The sequence below is a fragment of the Gallaecimonas xiamenensis 3-C-1 genome (assembly GCF_000299915.1).
In the GTDB taxonomy this organism is placed as follows: Bacteria; Pseudomonadota; Gammaproteobacteria; order Enterobacterales; family Gallaecimonadaceae; genus Gallaecimonas; species Gallaecimonas xiamenensis.
This window is the reverse complement of the sequence record NZ_AMRI01000001.1, coordinates 217,237-231,653: the sequence shown is the minus strand read 5'-3', so window position 1 is coordinate 231,653 and position 14,417 is coordinate 217,237. Positions and strand designations below refer to the sequence as shown.

General features: G+C 60.1%; 19 protein-coding genes, 5 tRNA genes and 1 riboswitch. Of the genes, 6 read left to right on the top strand and 18 right to left on the bottom strand.

The window, feature by feature from the left end:
* Positions 1-41 precede the first annotated feature (41 nt).
* Positions 42-542, bottom strand: coding sequence for an acyl-CoA thioesterase (locus B3C1_RS01150; protein WP_008482334.1), 501 nt, complete (start codon positions 540-542; stop codon positions 42-44).
* A 128-nt stretch (positions 543-670) separates the two neighbouring features.
* Between B3C1_RS01150 and B3C1_RS01145 the strand changes: the two genes are divergently transcribed.
* The gene (locus tag B3C1_RS01145) at positions 671-2,740 is read left to right on the top strand and encodes an acetyl-CoA hydrolase/transferase C-terminal domain-containing protein (RefSeq protein WP_008482333.1); all 2,070 of its coding nucleotides are present in this window, start codon (positions 671-673) and stop codon (positions 2,738-2,740) included.
* On the opposite strand, the gene arsB is transcribed toward B3C1_RS01145, so the two are convergent.
* The 16 genes from arsB to B3C1_RS01065 all read right to left on the bottom strand — a co-directional run bounded on the left by arsB (position 2,694) and on the right by B3C1_RS01065 (position 11,874).
* A complete protein-coding gene (gene arsB, locus B3C1_RS01140; protein WP_008482332.1) occupies positions 2,694-3,749 on the bottom strand; it encodes an ACR3 family arsenite efflux transporter in 1,056 nt (351 codons plus the stop codon). The two genes, B3C1_RS01145 and arsB, sit on opposite strands and share 47 nt — an antisense overlap.
* Positions 3,750-4,457: an arsenical resistance protein ArsH gene (arsH, locus tag B3C1_RS01135; protein WP_008482331.1), complete on the bottom strand. Its 708-nt coding sequence runs from the start codon at positions 4,455-4,457 to the stop codon at positions 3,750-3,752. It abuts the gene before it with no gap.
* A complete protein-coding gene (locus B3C1_RS01130) occupies positions 4,450-4,914 on the bottom strand; it encodes an arsenate reductase ArsC (RefSeq protein ID WP_008482329.1) in 465 nt (154 codons plus the stop codon). Before B3C1_RS01130 ends, arsH begins: the two co-directional genes overlap by 8 nt.
* A gap of 34 nt (positions 4,915-4,948) precedes the next feature.
* Positions 4,949-5,290 carry a metalloregulator ArsR/SmtB family transcription factor gene (locus B3C1_RS01125; RefSeq protein WP_035480724.1) on the bottom strand — a complete coding sequence of 114 codons (342 nt, stop codon included), beginning with the start codon at positions 5,288-5,290 and terminating at the stop codon, positions 4,949-4,951.
* 63 nt (positions 5,291-5,353) lie between these two features.
* On the bottom strand, positions 5,354-5,926 hold the full coding sequence (locus tag B3C1_RS01120) for a manganese efflux pump MntP (protein ID WP_008482325.1): 573 nt from the start codon (positions 5,924-5,926) through the stop codon (positions 5,354-5,356).
* 7 nt (positions 5,927-5,933) lie between these two features.
* Positions 5,934-6,106, bottom strand: a riboswitch (yybP-ykoY riboswitch).
* A gap of 57 nt (positions 6,107-6,163) precedes the next feature.
* Positions 6,164-6,937, bottom strand: coding sequence for a DNA/RNA non-specific endonuclease (locus tag B3C1_RS01115; RefSeq protein WP_008482324.1), 774 nt, complete (start codon positions 6,935-6,937; stop codon positions 6,164-6,166).
* 71 nt (positions 6,938-7,008) lie between these two features.
* Positions 7,009-7,305: a hypothetical protein gene (locus B3C1_RS01110; RefSeq protein WP_008482323.1), complete on the bottom strand. Its 297-nt coding sequence runs from the start codon at positions 7,303-7,305 to the stop codon at positions 7,009-7,011.
* A gap of 110 nt (positions 7,306-7,415) precedes the next feature.
* On the bottom strand, positions 7,416-7,766 hold the full coding sequence (locus B3C1_RS01105) for a hypothetical protein (RefSeq protein WP_008482322.1): 351 nt from the start codon (positions 7,764-7,766) through the stop codon (positions 7,416-7,418).
* Between the two features lie 214 nt (positions 7,767-7,980).
* A tRNA-Leu gene (locus B3C1_RS01100) sits at positions 7,981-8,067 on the bottom strand.
* An 11-nt stretch (positions 8,068-8,078) separates the two neighbouring features.
* Positions 8,079-8,152 (bottom strand) — tRNA-Cys (locus tag B3C1_RS01095).
* 49 nt (positions 8,153-8,201) lie between these two features.
* A tRNA-Cys gene (locus tag B3C1_RS01090) sits at positions 8,202-8,275 on the bottom strand.
* 107 nt (positions 8,276-8,382) lie between these two features.
* A tRNA-Gly gene (locus B3C1_RS01085) sits at positions 8,383-8,457 on the bottom strand.
* Between the two features lie 131 nt (positions 8,458-8,588).
* Positions 8,589-9,137, bottom strand: a complete 549-nt coding sequence (pgsA, locus tag B3C1_RS01080) for a CDP-diacylglycerol--glycerol-3-phosphate 3-phosphatidyltransferase (RefSeq protein WP_008482321.1) — start codon at positions 9,135-9,137, stop codon at positions 8,589-8,591.
* A gap of 19 nt (positions 9,138-9,156) precedes the next feature.
* Positions 9,157-10,965 carry an excinuclease ABC subunit UvrC gene (gene uvrC, locus B3C1_RS01075; RefSeq protein ID WP_035480657.1) on the bottom strand — a complete coding sequence of 603 codons (1,809 nt, stop codon included), beginning with the start codon at positions 10,963-10,965 and terminating at the stop codon, positions 9,157-9,159.
* 1 nt (position 10,966) lies between these two features.
* Entirely contained in the window at positions 10,967-11,611 is a 645-nt protein-coding gene (uvrY, locus tag B3C1_RS01070; RefSeq protein WP_008482319.1) for a UvrY/SirA/GacA family response regulator transcription factor, read from the bottom strand.
* 173 nt (positions 11,612-11,784) lie between these two features.
* A tRNA-Ser gene (locus tag B3C1_RS01065) sits at positions 11,785-11,874 on the bottom strand.
* A 179-nt stretch (positions 11,875-12,053) separates the two neighbouring features.
* Between B3C1_RS01065 and B3C1_RS01060 the strand changes: the two genes are divergently transcribed.
* From B3C1_RS01060 to B3C1_RS01040, 5 genes are read left to right on the top strand one after another with little or no spacing between them, the layout of a single operon-like run.
* The gene (locus tag B3C1_RS01060; RefSeq protein WP_008482316.1) at positions 12,054-12,713 is read left to right on the top strand and encodes a Bax inhibitor-1/YccA family protein; all 660 of its coding nucleotides are present in this window, start codon (positions 12,054-12,056) and stop codon (positions 12,711-12,713) included.
* Positions 12,714-12,762: 49 nt separating this feature from the next.
* The gene (gene tusD, locus B3C1_RS01055; RefSeq protein ID WP_035480654.1) at positions 12,763-13,131 is read left to right on the top strand and encodes a sulfurtransferase complex subunit TusD; all 369 of its coding nucleotides are present in this window, start codon (positions 12,763-12,765) and stop codon (positions 13,129-13,131) included.
* The gene (gene tusC / locus B3C1_RS01050) at positions 13,125-13,487 is read left to right on the top strand and encodes a sulfurtransferase complex subunit TusC (RefSeq protein ID WP_008482313.1); all 363 of its coding nucleotides are present in this window, start codon (positions 13,125-13,127) and stop codon (positions 13,485-13,487) included. Before tusD ends, tusC begins: the two co-directional genes overlap by 7 nt.
* A 2-nt stretch (positions 13,488-13,489) precedes the next feature.
* Positions 13,490-13,750, top strand: coding sequence for a DsrH/TusB family sulfur metabolism protein (locus B3C1_RS01045; RefSeq protein WP_008482311.1), 261 nt, complete (start codon positions 13,490-13,492; stop codon positions 13,748-13,750).
* On the top strand, positions 13,751-14,068 hold the full coding sequence (locus B3C1_RS01040; RefSeq protein WP_008482309.1) for a TusE/DsrC/DsvC family sulfur relay protein: 318 nt from the start codon (positions 13,751-13,753) through the stop codon (positions 14,066-14,068).
* Positions 14,069-14,224: 156 nt separating this feature from the next.
* On the opposite strand, the gene B3C1_RS01035 is transcribed toward B3C1_RS01040, so the two are convergent.
* Entirely contained in the window at positions 14,225-14,398 is a 174-nt protein-coding gene (locus B3C1_RS01035) for a rubredoxin (RefSeq protein WP_008482308.1), read from the bottom strand.
* Between the last annotated feature and the right edge of the window lie 19 nt (positions 14,399-14,417).

The following is a 14,417-nucleotide window of genomic DNA, read 5'->3' as shown; positions in this document are numbered from 1 at the left end:
GCCATTCCATGCCTTGCTAAACCGCCTTATGCCGATACAACTCAGAGCTCCAACTGCTGCACTTCCTTTTTAATGGCGTCGTGGGCGGCTTCCTGGTCCCGCAGTAACTTACGGCGCAGCTTGGCTGCTTCGAAGCGTTGTTTTTCTTCTTCATTCTGTGGCTCTAACGGGCGTACCGGAGTGGGTTTGCCTTCGTCGTCCAGGGCCACCATGGTGAAGTAGCAGCTGTTGGTGTGGCGCACCACCTTGTTGCGGATATCTTCGGTGATCACCTTGATGCCCACCTCCATGGAGGTGGTACCGGTGAAGTTCACCGACGCCAGGAAGGTGACTAGCTCGCCGACATTGATGGCCTGGCGGAACATCACCCTGTCCACCGACAGGGTCACCACATAGGCGCCCGCATAACGGCTGGCGCAGGCATAGGCCACCTTGTCCAAGTACGACAACAGCTCTCCGCCGTGCACTTTGCCGGAAAAGTTGGCCATATCGGGGGTCATCAGCACGCTCATGCTGAGTTGGTGGTCTAGCAGGTGTTCCATAAAAATGCCTTATCAGTGTTGTGCCGCCACCTTAGCAGTATGGGCCGGCGGCGCCTAGCCTTCCTTAACAAGCGGCGCGCCTGGCCCATTTCTGTTAGCGTATCAACAAGATGACAAAGGAATTGGCTATGTCGCCCACCTTGATTGACCGCATTACTGACACCCTTGGCAACCATTGGGTGGTGGGCACGCCCCTTGGGGTCGGCAAAGCCAACCGGCTGCTCAACCAGCTCTACCTGCATGCCAAGGCCAACCCCCATATCCAACTGACCCTGATAACGGCCCTGTCCTTGAATCCCCCTGTGGGCAGGAGTGAGCTGGAAGAGCGGTTCCTGTCTCCTCTTCGCCGGCGGATTTGGGGCCAATACCCGGTGCTGGCCTACCAGCAGGATCGGGATGCTGGCACCCTGCCCGCCAACGTCAGGGTACTGGAGTTCTACGCCCGCTCCGGCAGCCTGCTCCACCACCCCCAGGCCCAGCAGGATTACATTTCCAGCAACTACACCCACGCCGGGCGCGACATCCTGGACAGGGGCATTAACCTGCTGGTGCAGGCCGTGGCCAAGGACGACAACACCGGGCGCTACAGCTTGGGGTCCAACCCTGATCTGAGCCTGGACGTGGCCGAAGCCCTGGCCCAAAGCGACAGGCCCAGCCTGGTGATAGGGGAAGTGAACCGGCAGATGCCCTTTATGGGCAACGACGCCGAAGTGGGGGAAGACTTTTTCGACCTTGTCGTCGATGACGGCGACCCGGGTTACCCCCTCTTTGCCACCCCTCAGGAGCCCATAGCCCAGGCCGACTACGCCATTGGCCTGCGGGCCAGTGCCTTGGTGGACGACGGCGGTACCTTGCAGGTGGGCATTGGCGCCCTGGCCGACGCCGCCGTGCAGGGGCTGAGGCTGCGCCAACAGCAAAACGGCCCCTACCGGCAGATGCTGGGGGCCCTGGGGGAGCCCAGCGAGGTGGCCCCTATGACCCAGGGTCTCTATGTGGCCAGCGAGCTAATCTCCCACCCGGTACTGACCCTCTTTGACGAAGGCCTTATCTGTCGCCAGGTGTTTGAGGATGAAGGGCTGCAGCAGCTTATCAACGACAAGGTACTGGCCAGCCCCCTGGCCGAGGACAGCATCAGCCGCCTAAGGGCTCAAGGCGCCCTGCCCCGCCACCTGGAGCAGCGCCACTGCGACTGGTTGCACCGCCACGGTTTTTTGACCCTTGATTGGCAGCCCCAGGGCCTGATGCTGGCCGGCCAAGCCCTTACCAACGACCTGGACCAGCCCCAGGTGCTGGCAGCCTTGGATAAGGCCGCCGCCGGGAATGTCCTCAAGGGCGGCATTGCCATGCACGGTGCCTTTTTTGTCGGGCCTTCGGTTTTTTATGAGCGCCTTCGCACCATGGACCCGGCGCAAAAGGCCCTGATTGGCATGACCAGCGTGCTGGAGGTCAACCGGATCTACACCCATTACCACCTGGAAAGGCTGCAACGGCAAAAGGCCCGCTTTATCAACATCACCATGAAGGCCACCCTACTGGGCCACGCGGTGTCTGACCAACTGGCCGATGGCCAGGTGGTGAGCGGGGTGGGCGGCCAATACAACTTTGTGGCCATGGCCCATCAATTGCCCGGCGCCCGCTCGGTGCTGCTGGTCAAGGCCACTCGGGGCAGCGGCAAGGCGCTGGAGTCCAACATCGTCTGGGAATATCCCCACAGCACCATTCCCCGCCATCTGCGGGACATTTTCGTGTCCGAGTACGGCATTGCCGATCTGAGGGGAAAAACCGACAGCGAATGCATCGACGCCATGGTCAAAATTGCCGACAGCCGCTTTCAAGACGCCCTGATCGGCAAAGCCAAGGCCGCCGGCAAGCTGCCAAAGGACTACCAGTTACCCGAGCAATACCGCCATAACCTGCCCCAGGTCCTTGACGCCAAGCTGGCCCCCTTTAGCCAATGGCTGGCTCCCCTGCCCTTTGGCAGCGAGCTGACCGACTTTGAGCTGGAACTGGCCGGCCGCCTTGGCGCCCTGAAAAAAAGCGCCAGCTCCCTCTCGGGTAAGCTGGCGCTGTTGTGGCAATGCCTTGGGGCCAGGTCCTCGGCCAAGGGCCTAGCGGCCCTTAAGCACTTGGACCTTAGCGAGCCCAAAGACCTTAAAGGGCGTTTTTTTCGCCGGCTGGTGCTGAGCCTTTTTCACTGAACCAATGGCGGGTGCGGTTGGCAAAGGCCACCAGGGACAGCATCACCGGTACTTCCACCAGCACCCCCACCACTGTGGCCAGGGCTGCCCCCGAATGCAGGCCAAACAGGGAAATGGCCACCGCCACCGCCAGTTCAAAGAAGTTGGAGGTGCCAATCATGCTGGCCGGGGCCGCCACCTGGTGCGGCAAGCGCAGCTTGCAACCGGCCAGGTAAGTGAGGGCAAAGATGCCGTAGCTCTGGATAAGCAGCGGCACGGCGATAAGGGCGATCACCAAAGGCTGGGCCAGTATGGTCTGGGCCTGAAAGCCAAACAGCAGCACCACTGTGGCGATAAGGCCGAGCATGGACCAGGGCTTGGCCCTGGCCAAAAAGCCGTGCAGGCGTTGGTGGTCGTCTTTTTTATCCAGCTTGTGGCGGGTCAAGACCCCGGCCAGTAGCGGCAACACCACATAGAGCAGCACCGACAACAGCAGCGTTTGCCAAGGCACCTGGATGTCGCTCACCCCCAGCAGCAAGGCGGTGATGGGGGCAAAGGCAAAGACCATGATGAGGTCGTTCACCGACACCTGCACCAGGGTGTAGTTGGCATCGCCCCGAGTCAGCTGGCTCCACACGAACACCATGGCGGTGCACGGCGCCACCCCCAGTAAAATCATGCCGGCGATATACTGCTGGGCACTGGCGCCATCCACCCAGGGGGCGAACAGCACCTTGAAGAATAGCCAGCCCAGGGCCGCCATGGTGAAAGGCTTGATAAGCCAGTTCACCACCAGGGTCAGGGCCAGGCCCCTGGGCTTGCGCCCCACATCCTTGATGGCGGAAAAGTCCACCTGCACCATCATCGGGTAGATCATCAGCCAGATCAGCACCGCCACCACCAGGTTGACGTGAAAAAGCTCAAGGCTTGCCAAGAGGGCAAAAAGCCCGGGGAACAGGCTGCCCAGCAGCAGCCCGGCCAGGATGCCAAGGCCTACCCACAGGCTCAGGTAACGCTCGAAAATACCCACTCAAAGGCTCCTTTGGTTAACCCGTTTGGACAGGGCTTCGGCACTCTCTACCCGTTCGGAATAGCGGTCCAGCAAGGTGGCGTTCTGGTCCCGGGTCAACAGGGTAAAACGCACCAGCTCCTCCACCACATCGACGATGCGGTTGTAATAAGAAGACGGCTTCATGCGGCCATCTTCTTCGAACTCCAGGAAAGCCTTGGCCACCGACGACTGGTTGGGGATGGTCAGCATCCGCATCCAACGGCCCAGAATGCGCATCTGGTTGACGGCGTTAAAGGACTGGGAGCCGCCGCAAACCTGCATCAGCGCCAGGGTCTTGCCCTGGGTGGGGCGCACCGCCCCCAGGGACAGGGGGATCCAGTCGATTTGTGCCTTCATGATGCCGGTCATGCTGCCGTGGCGCTCCGGGGAGCACCACAGCTGCCCTTCGGACCAGAGCACCAGGTCGCGCAGTTCCTGGACCTTGGGGTGGCTGTCGGGGGCGCCGTCCGGCAGCGGCAGGCCGCTGGGGTCAAAAATGCGGGCCTCGCAGCCCATGGCCTCAAGCAGCCTGGCCGCCTCCTGCACCACCAGGCGGCTGTAGGAGCGTTCCCGCAAGGACCCGTACAGCAACAGGATGCGAGGTGGGTGGCGGCTGACGGGGGCAGAAAAATCCTCTGCCGTCGGCACCTTGAACAGGCCGGCGTCGATATGGGGCAAGTCAGTCATGGGCCAGGGCCTCCATCTTGGCTTTAAGGGCGTCCCCCGCCAAAGGGCCGGCGGCCAGCAAGGCACGGATACGCCGCTCTAACAGGGCGATGGTGGCCATAAAGGCGGCCTTGATTTCATCGGGGCTACCGGCCAGGGCCGACGGGTCTTTAAGGCCCCAATGCACCTTGACGGCCTTGCCGAACCAGACCGGGCACTGCTCGCCGGCGGCGCTGTCGCACACTGTGACCACCAGATCCGGGGCAAAGTCTTCAAAGGCGTCCCAGGACTGACTTTGAAGGCCATCGGTGGCAATGCCGGCTTCGGCCAGGTATTGCAGGCTCAAGGGGTGCACTTGCCCGGCCGGCTGGCTGCCGGCGCTGCGCACCTCAAGGGTGGTAGCGCCCAGTTGGCGGGCCACGGCTTCGGCCAGGATGCTGCGACAGCGGTTATGGGTACAGACAAAGAGGATTTTCATATATGAATTTCCAGATATCCTAGGTCAAAAAAAGTCAGCAACAGCGTTTGCCGGGCCTGTTGGCCATGGCCCCCAGGGCCGCCTTGGCCGCCGCCAGGGCAGCGTTACCTCCAAGGCCGGCTTCTCTTAGCAGGCCTTGGGCCCAAGCTGGCAGCTCGGGGTGCAAACGGTAGTAGACCCATTGGCCTTCGCGGCTGTCCAGCAGCAGGCCACACTGGCGCAGCTGGGCCAGGTGGCGGGACACCTTGGGCTGGCTTTCCCCCAGGGCTTCGGTAAGTTCGCAGACGCAAAGCTCCCCTTCCTGCTGCAACAGCAGCATGGCGTTAAGGCGGGTAGGCTCGGCCAGGCATTTCAGAAAGGTCAGGGTGTCGAGCATGGTGCCCTCCGAATACATACGGTAAATCATATATATGATTTACCGTATGTGAAAGGGCTATGTTCAGGCTAGACCCAGCAGGTGCTCGCGCAGGATAAGGCTGCCCACCACAATCAGCACCAGGCCCCCCAGCAGCTCGGCCCGCTTGCCGATAAGGGCGCCCAGGCGCTGGCCCAGCATGATCCCCAAGGTCACCATCACCAGGGTGGCGCAGCCTATCATCAGCGCCGCTTCCAGGATGTTGACGTCCACGAAGGCAAAACCCAGGCCCATAGCCATGGCGTCGATGCTGGTGGCCACGGCAGTCAGCAGCATCATCCAAAAGGCTTGGCCTTTGGGCTCGGCGTCTTCGTCTGCTTCGGGCTTTTGCAGCCCTTCGTGGATCATCTTCAGCCCCAGCACCAGCAGCAGGCCAAAGGCCACCCAGTGGTCCCACTGGGCGATAAAGCCGGCGGCACCTATGCCGATAAGCCAGCCCAACATGGGGGTCAGGCCTTCGACGAAGCCGAACAAGGCGCCGGTACGGATGGCATGGGAAAAACGGGGGTTTTTAAGGGATGCGCCTCTGGCAACCGCCACCGCAAAGGCGTCGGTGGACATGGCAAAGGCAATCAGAATAAGGGAAACAAAGCTCACGACAATTATCCAGACCGGGCAGATACCATGACGCCACCGCGCGCCCGGTCTTTATGGCACGGTGAAGTCGATGGTCTCGCCTGCCCGTTAAGGCCGCCTGCACCAGGGTGATTGGGCACCCAGTATGTTGACACAGGCACATCTTGCAAAAGATGTCGGCTACTCCCCAAAGCGGGCTGAAAAATAGCAGATTTGGCCCCCCTTGGGCAAGGCCGGCGTCCCTGCCGGCCTATGACATCAGCAGCCCAGGGCGCTGCGCAGGCCGCCGTAGCTGGCTTCCAGGCTACTTTGGCTGCTAGACGACAGCTGCGGCAGCAGGTTGATGCCAGCCCGGCGCTCTACCTCGTCTATGGTGGTTTCATAGCCGCAGTGGGAGGCGGAGCGGGGGCTGTCCTGCTCCATGATAAAGGCCGAGGCCTTGATGGGGCTGGTGTTGCGGATCACCACCTTCCAGTAGCCGGACGGTATGGTGTGACTCTCGTCAGCCTTGGGCAGGGTGCCCCAGTAGTATTCGTAGAGGGGACCGGTAAAGACATAGGTGTCCCCCTGGGCCCGCACCAGGGCTCGCACCGCGTTTTCCAGTTTGACCCAGGGGCCTTGGTTGAGGTTGGCGCTCTGGGGGGTGATGTTGGACAGGTAGTTGGTGTCGGCCCAGCTGCTGGTGTTGGAAAAGGACGCCAAAGGTGCCTGGTGGCCCCGATCTGTGCCCAAAACGGCATTGGCGTCGGTGTAGTCGGCCGGCTCCAGGGTGTAGGTGGCGTAGAGTTCAGGGTCGGCCTTCCAGGTGCGGCTGCGGCTGGGACCGTCTATGGTACTGCGGGTGACCTGATAGGCCACCCAGTCGGCAAACTTGGTGGTTCTGTTGTTAGACAGGGTGTAGATGTCCCGGTACACCACGAAGTTGCTGGTGGGACTGCCGTCTGGGCAACCGTAGAGACAGTTAGGTGAGGTTACCGCCTGGGCCGCCGTGGAAGCCAGGGCCAGGGTCAAAAGCAAAGTGATTGATTTCATGGTCTTTTCCTGTTGGTTATAAAGCCAACAGCAAAGTACCAGCAGCAGGTAACGAAATTGTTTACTTTTTATTAACTTGTGAGCTGGCGCTCCTCTTGCCCTTTGGGCCCCAAGATAAAAGAAACAAAAGCCTGCTCGGTGCAGGGTACCAAGTGCACCCTGAGACCGGGGTAATGGCCCCTTAGATGGTCACGCAGGTTGAAGATCACCAAAGAGGTGGCTTCGGCACCCTGACATTCGGCCACCAGGGCTTGATCCACATGGATATGCAGTACCGCCGGCAGCAGCAGTTCCTGAATTGGGGGTAAGGGGGTGGTGCGGTAAATGATCCGGGCAAGACTGGCAGCACAAGCCGAACGGAGGGGCATCCCTGAAACCTCTACAACGGACAGATCAAAATTCCAGCAGAGGTTAACATCTAGCTAGGCATTTTGTAATACGTTATATGCAAATTATCCAACTATGAAATATAAGGGCCTTAGTGAAGCAGACCGTCACTTTCCAACGACAGGCGGGCGGACAGCTCCGGGTCCAGTTCGGAACGACTCTGCCCTTCCCTGTGCTGTATGGCGAAGCTGACCCAGACGCTTGGCTTGCTGCGGGGCCGGGCATGGACATAACACCCCGGGTAGCGGTGGCGCAGGTGCTGGCGTAGGAAGAAAAAGGCTTCGATAACCCCGTGGCGCGCCTCAAGTACGTCGATCTCATCGTCCATGGCGAAAAAATCCACCACGGCGGGCAATTCGACACTTTGTAAGGGGGGAGGATTGGTACGGGCCCAGATGCGCATTGCCAGCGTCTGTACATCGCTCCTGATGTAGTCGACCATGGGTTCCCTCTTTTACAGACCTTCAAGCCCAGTATTGCAGCCCTGGCGCCAATGTCATCTTCAACGCCGATGTTATTCAGGAAAGGGATCAAGCGCTTGGCTGTAACAGGCCAGCGAAGGTCGTTTCAGCAGGTTAAGCATTAATGGGAAAATAGCTGATCTTCTGAAGCAGAAAAGGCGCCTGAAAGGCGCCTTCTTAACTCTTTGAATTATATGGTGCCCGGAGCGGGACTTGAACCCGCACAGCGCGAACGCCGAGGGATTTTAAATCCCTTGTGTCTACCAATTTCACCATCCGGGCTGGTGTAAAGCTGGAGGCGCGACCCGGAGTCGAACCGAGATCCACGGATTTGCAATCCGCTGCATAGCCATTCTGCCATCGCGCCAAATTGTCTGGGACTCTGGGTCCAGGCAAGAAGGCCTTGCCTTTTAAGCTGGAGGCGCGACCCGGAGTCGAACCGAGATCCACGGATTTGCAATCCGCTGCATAGCCATTCTGCCATCGCGCCTAAATTGTTGCAGTCAAACGCAGTATTGCCCTGCCCTTGTTACTGCCCATAACCGGCCTTACAGGCCCGCCATGTGATGACCGGCTGAATGGCCCATCATCTTTGTTTGGAGCGGGAAACGAGACTTGAACTCGCGACCCCAACCTTGGCAAGGTTGTGCTCTACCACTGAGCTATTCCCGCATTTTCATGTACTTCAGGTCAGCCCTGAAGTGCGAGCCATTCTACCTGTCTGCCGGTTCGAGTCAATAAGGCAAAAGCCTCTGTTATGACTGTTTAGCCAAAAAACAAACAGGTAGCTGCTGTTTTGAACATTAAGCCCCGGCTTTGCTCCACAGATCCTTCCAGGCGGCGGCCAGGTAGCTGATCATGGACCACAGGGTCAGCACCACCGCCACGTACAGCAGCGGCATGCCCAGGAACACGAAGGGTTGCCAACCGGACACCAGGCCAATCAGGGCTAGCATCTGGGCGGTGGTTTTCACCTTGCCTATCCAGGACACCGCCACATGGGAGCGTTTGCCCAGCTCCGCCATCCACTCGCGCAGGGCCGAGATGACGATTTCGCGGCTGATCATGATCACCGCAGGCACCGTGATCCACAGGCTCTGGAAATGCTGGACGATCAGCACCAAGGCGGCGGTGACCATCACCTTATCGGCAACAGGGTCCAAAAAGGCGCCAAAGGGGGTGGATTGCTGGAGTTTGCGGGCCAGGTAGCCGTCCAGCCAATCGGTGATGGCGGCCAGCCAGAACACAAAAGCGGCGGCGTAGTGAGCCCAGAAATAGGGTAAATAGAATACCACCAGGAAAATGGGGATAAGCAGAAGACGAAACAGCGTAAGCAGGTTTGGGATGGTCATGGCGGTCGTGCGAGGCCCTTCAATGGCTGTGCAGTGTAGCATGGATCTTTTCGGCCAATGAACGACTTATACCGGGCACTTTGGCCAGCTCGTCGATACTGGCCGCCTTGACTTGTTGCAGGCCCCCCAGGAACTTCAGCAGCGCCTGGCGCTTTTTCGGCCCTACCCCTTCGATACCCTCCAAGGTGGAGGTGCGGGCGGCCTTGGCGCGCTGCCCCCGGTGGCCGGTAATGGCAAAACGGTGGGACTCGTCGCGGATATGCTGCACCAGGTGCAGGGCCGGGCTGTCCGGAGGCAGGGTCAGTTCCTTGTGGCTGTAGCCGAGGATAAGCACCTCTTGGCCGGCCCGCCTGTCCACCCCCTTGGCTACCCCCACCAGCAGCGGCGCCCTTGGCCAGTCCTCAAAATGGGCTTCGGCCTGGGCCAGCTGGCCCTTGCCGCCGTCGATAAAGAGGATGTCGGGCAAGGTGTCTTCCGGGCTCTTAAAGCGCCGGGCCATGGCCTGGGCCATGGCGGCGTAGTCGTCCCCTGGGGTAATGCCGTCGATATTGAAGCGCCGGTAGTCGGATTTCAGCGGCCCTTCAGGGCCGAACACCACGTTGGACGCCACCGTATGGGTGCCCTGGGTGTGGGAAATATCAAAGCACTCCATCCGCTCTATGGGTTCGGCCAGGGCCAAAAAGCCCTTGAGGGCCTTGTAGCGGCCGGCCAGGGTGCCCTTGTGGGCCAGCTGGGCATCCAGGGCCGTTTCGGCGTTCTTGCGGGCCAGCTCCAGGTAGCGGCGCCGCTCGCCCCGGACCTTGACCTTGAACTGCACCTTGCGCCCCGCCTCCAGGCTGACCGCCTCGGCCAGTAGCGCCAGTTCGTCCAGGTTCTGGTCCAGCAGCACTTCGGCTGGCACCTGGCGGCCGTGCATGCCCCCCAGGTAGAACTGCTGCAAAAAGGCGGTCAGGGCCTCGGCGCTGTCGGTGTCCTTGGGGATCTTCGGGAAATAGCTGCGCGAGCCCAGCACCTTGTTGTCGCGAACGATCAGCACCTGCACGGCCAGTACCCCCTGGCGCTCGGCGGTGGCGATGATGTCCAGCTCTTCGGCGTCGCCGCTCACCCATTGGCGCTCCTGAACGGTGCGAAGGGCCTGGATCTGATCGCGAAAACGGGCCGCCGCCTCAAAGGCCAGGCCCTGGGCCGCCTCTTCCATCTTGGCCACCAGGCTGGCTATCACCTGCTGGTTCTTGCCGGCCAAAAACAGCCGGGCCAGCTTGACCTGTTCGGCGTAGGCCTCGTCGGTCACGTAACCGGCCACACAGGGGGCCAGGCAGCGTTTTAACTGGTATTGCAGGCAGGGCCGGGAGCGGTTGCGATAGACGCTGTCGTCGCATTGGCGAACCGGAAACAGCCGCTGCATTAATTTCAGGGATTCCCGTACCGCCCCGGCGGACGGATAAGGGCCGAAGTAATCGCCCTTTTCCTTGCGGGCGCCTCTGTGCACGCCGATACGGGGGTGGCGATGACCGGACACCAGAATATAGGGATAACTCTTGTCGTCCCTGAGCAGCACGTTGTACTTGGGCCTGTTGGCCTTGATAAGGTGGTTTTCGAGGATCAGCGCCTCGGTCTCGGTGTTGGTCACCGTGACCTCGATATTGGCGATGTTGGCTACCAGGGCCAGGGTCTTGGGGCTTTGCTGGGAGCGGGTGAAGTAGCTGGACACCCGCTTTTTCAGGTCCTTGGCCTTACCTACATAGATAACGGTGCCATCGGCATCGTACATGCGGTAGACACCGGGCTGGCCGGTGAGGTGTTTTAAAAACGCCTTGTGGTCAAACATCTTAAAGCTTGCTGGTATCGAGCATCCCGTGGCGAATGGCCAGGTGGGTCAGTTCCACGTCGTTGGTGATATCCAGCTTGTCAAAGAGGCGATAGCGGTAGCTGTTGACCGTTTTGGGGCTCAGGCTCAGCTTTTCGGAGATATCCTGCACCTTCTCCCCCTTGGTGATCATCATCATGATCTGCAGCTCCCGGTCGGACAGCTGGCTAAAGGGGTTTTCGTCGGTGCCACTGAACTGGCGCAAGGCCAGCTTCTGGGCGATATCCGGGGCCAGGTAACGCTGGCCGACGCTAACCGCCCTGATGGCTTTGATCATTTCTTCGGGGTTGGCGCCCTTGGTGAGGTAACCGGCAGCGCCGGCCTGCATCACCTTTTGGGGGATGGGATCTTCGGTGACCACGGTCAGCACGATGATCTTGGTGTCGGGGCAGTAACGGGCCAGTTTGCGGGTGGCTTCCAGGCCGCCGATACCGGGCATGTTCATATCCATCAGCACCACGTCCGGGGCATCTTCCCGGCACAGCTTGATGGCCTCTTCCCCGGTCTGGGCTTCCCCCACTACCTTCAGGCCTTTCGTGTCTTCGATGATCCGGCGGATCCCTGTCCGTACCAGATCGTGGTCATCGACCAGCAGCACCTTAATCAATGAGGCCCCCAAATACGCCAAGTTCTCTGCACCACAATCTAAGCAATGGCTGCGGGCCAGGCAAGGCATTCGCGCCGGTAATGAGGACAAGTGCCGATAAATAAAGCAAAAAGGCAGTGGAGGGAGGCTCTGAATGCAAAAAGGCCGCCCCAAGGGCGGCCTTTTCTTTGATTTGGCGGAAGGTCAGGGATTTGAACCCTGGATGGGCGTTAACCCATGCCGGTTTTCAAGACCGGTGCATTCAACCGCTCTGCCAACCTTCCATGCCAGCAACAAAGCGGTATCGTTGCTGACGGCGAGCACTATAGCCAGATGCCATGGGGCTGTAAAGAGGCCTTTGAATTGTTTGCCTAATTCCCAACCAAATCCGAATAAACCCGGCCGTTGAACTTTGCTAAGATGACGCTGTTCAAAGGGATAACCATCGCAAAGGAGCGATTCTATGCAGCAATATTCTGTTCATACCCAAACGGCCCCGGGCGTGGTCAGTACCAACAAGGTGCTGCGCAACACCTACTGGCTGCTGGGCATGACCCTGGCCTTCAGCGCCCTGGTCGCCTATGTCGCCATGAGCCTTAAGCTGCCACCCCCGGGTATTCTGATCACCCTGGTGGGCTTTTACGGCCTGCTGTTCCTGACCCACAAAACCGCCAACTCCGGCGCCGGTATCCTGTCGGTGTTCGCCCTGACCGGTTTTATGGGCTACACCTTGGGCCCCATCATCAGCCTGTATCTGGGCGCAGGCCTGGGCGACGTTGTGGCCCTGGCCCTGGCCGGCACCGCCACCGTCTTCTTTGCCCTTTCGGCCTATGTGCTGATCTCCGGTAAGGACATGTCCTTCCTGGGCGGCATGCTGCAAGCCGGTTTCTGGGTGCTGCTGCTGATGATAGTGGCCAGCTTCTTCGTCAAGGCTCAAGCCTTTCACCTGGTGCTGTCCGGCCTGTTCATCATGTTCTCCAGCGCCGTCATCCTCTATCAAACCAGCGACATCATCCAAGGCGGCGAGCGCAACTACATCCGCGCCACCGTCACCCTCTTTGTCAGCATCTACAACATCTTTGTGAGTCTGCTGAACATTCTGGGTATCATGAACGACGACTAATCATCGCAACCGACGAGCAAAAGGCCCCGGTTGGGGCCTTTTTTATTGCATGGCAACTTTTACCTTATTGATAACTGACTCTCCCCAGGCAGCCCTGGCCTTTGCCGAGGCGGCCCTGGCCCAGGGCCACCGGCTGACCTCTGTCTTTTTTTACGGCGAGGCAGTCCGCGCTGCCAATGCCCTGATACCGGCGGTGGGGGACGAGCCCCATATCGGCCATCAATGGCGCGATTTTGCCAAGGCCCAGGGCCTGGAGCTGGCGGTCTGTGTCGCGGCCGCCGAACGGCGTGGCATCCTGGATGAAGAGCAGGCCCAGGCCCACGATCTGGCCTGCGCCATGGCCGCGCCCTTTCGCCAAGCCGGCCTTGGGGAGCTGGTCACCGCCTCGGCGCAATCGAACAGGACAGTGCAATGGTAGAGAAAAAGATAGGGGTCTTGTTCAGCGCCCTGCCCTTTGAAAACCAGCAAGGCCGCGAAGCCCTGGACGCGGTACTGGCCGCCTCGGCCTACGAGGCACCTTTGAGCCTGCTGTTTATCGGTGATGGCGTGTGGCAACTGGTGAAGGGCCAAGACCCTTTACAAGCCCACAGCAAAGACTATCTTTCCACCTTCAGGGCCCTGCCCCTGTACGAGGTGGATGACATCTACGTCAGTGGCGAAGCCCTTGCGGCCCGGCAGCTGACCGAGGACGACCTGGCCCTTGAGGTCAAGGTGCTGAATAACGACGGGCTGCGCCAGGTGCTGGCCGCCCAAGATTGCATCTACAGGTTTTGACCATGAGCACATTGCATATCATTGCCAACCGCCAGGCCTTTGCCCGTGCCCAGGAACTGATGGAAGGCTGTGACGCCGTCCTGTTCCAAGGGGACGGTTGCTATCAGGCCCTGGACGCTCTACCCTCCCTGCCCTGCTACTGGGTAGCCGCCGACGCCCGCGCCCGCGCCCTGGGTTCGCGCTGCCCGGAGGCGGTCACCGCCATAGACTGGCCCAAAGTGGTGGCACTGACCCTCGAATACGACAAAACGGTAACCTGGTAAATGCTCGACACCATACCCCGCGACAAGCAAGGCTACCTGCTCAACACCGCCGACTGGCGTGAAGAGCTGGCCCCATTACTGGCCGCCGAAGAAGGCATAGAACTGACCGAAGCCCATTGGGAGATCGTACGTTTCGTGCGGGACTTCTACGCCGAATACAAAACCAGCCCTGCCGTGCGGCTGCTGGTCAAATCCGTGAAAGAAAAGTACGGCGAGGAAAAGGGCAACTCCCCCTACCTTTTCAAGCTCTTCCCCGAAGGCCCCGCCAAGCAGGCCACCAAGATAGCGGGCTTGCCCAAACCGGCGAAGTGTCTGTGATAAATACTGCATTGAGCTAGTGTGCCATGGAGGTTGGCTAGCCCGGGCTGATGCCGACCATCCATGGTCCCGCCCAGAGGGCCAGCTAAGGCTGTTGCGGACAAGGCTGTCGCGTTCGAATACACGACTGGACCCCCACTCGTTGTTGACGGACTTTTACGCCGGCGCGATCTCCACATAATCGGCCTTGGCTGCACCGCACTCGGGGCAGACCCAGTCATCGGGAATGTCGTCCCAAAGGGTGCCAGGAGCAATGCCCTCCTCGGGTTCCCCCTGCTCCTCGTCATAGATGTGACCACAGACGGTGCATTCGAATTTGCGGTATTTCATGGTAGCGGTCCTGCCCTGC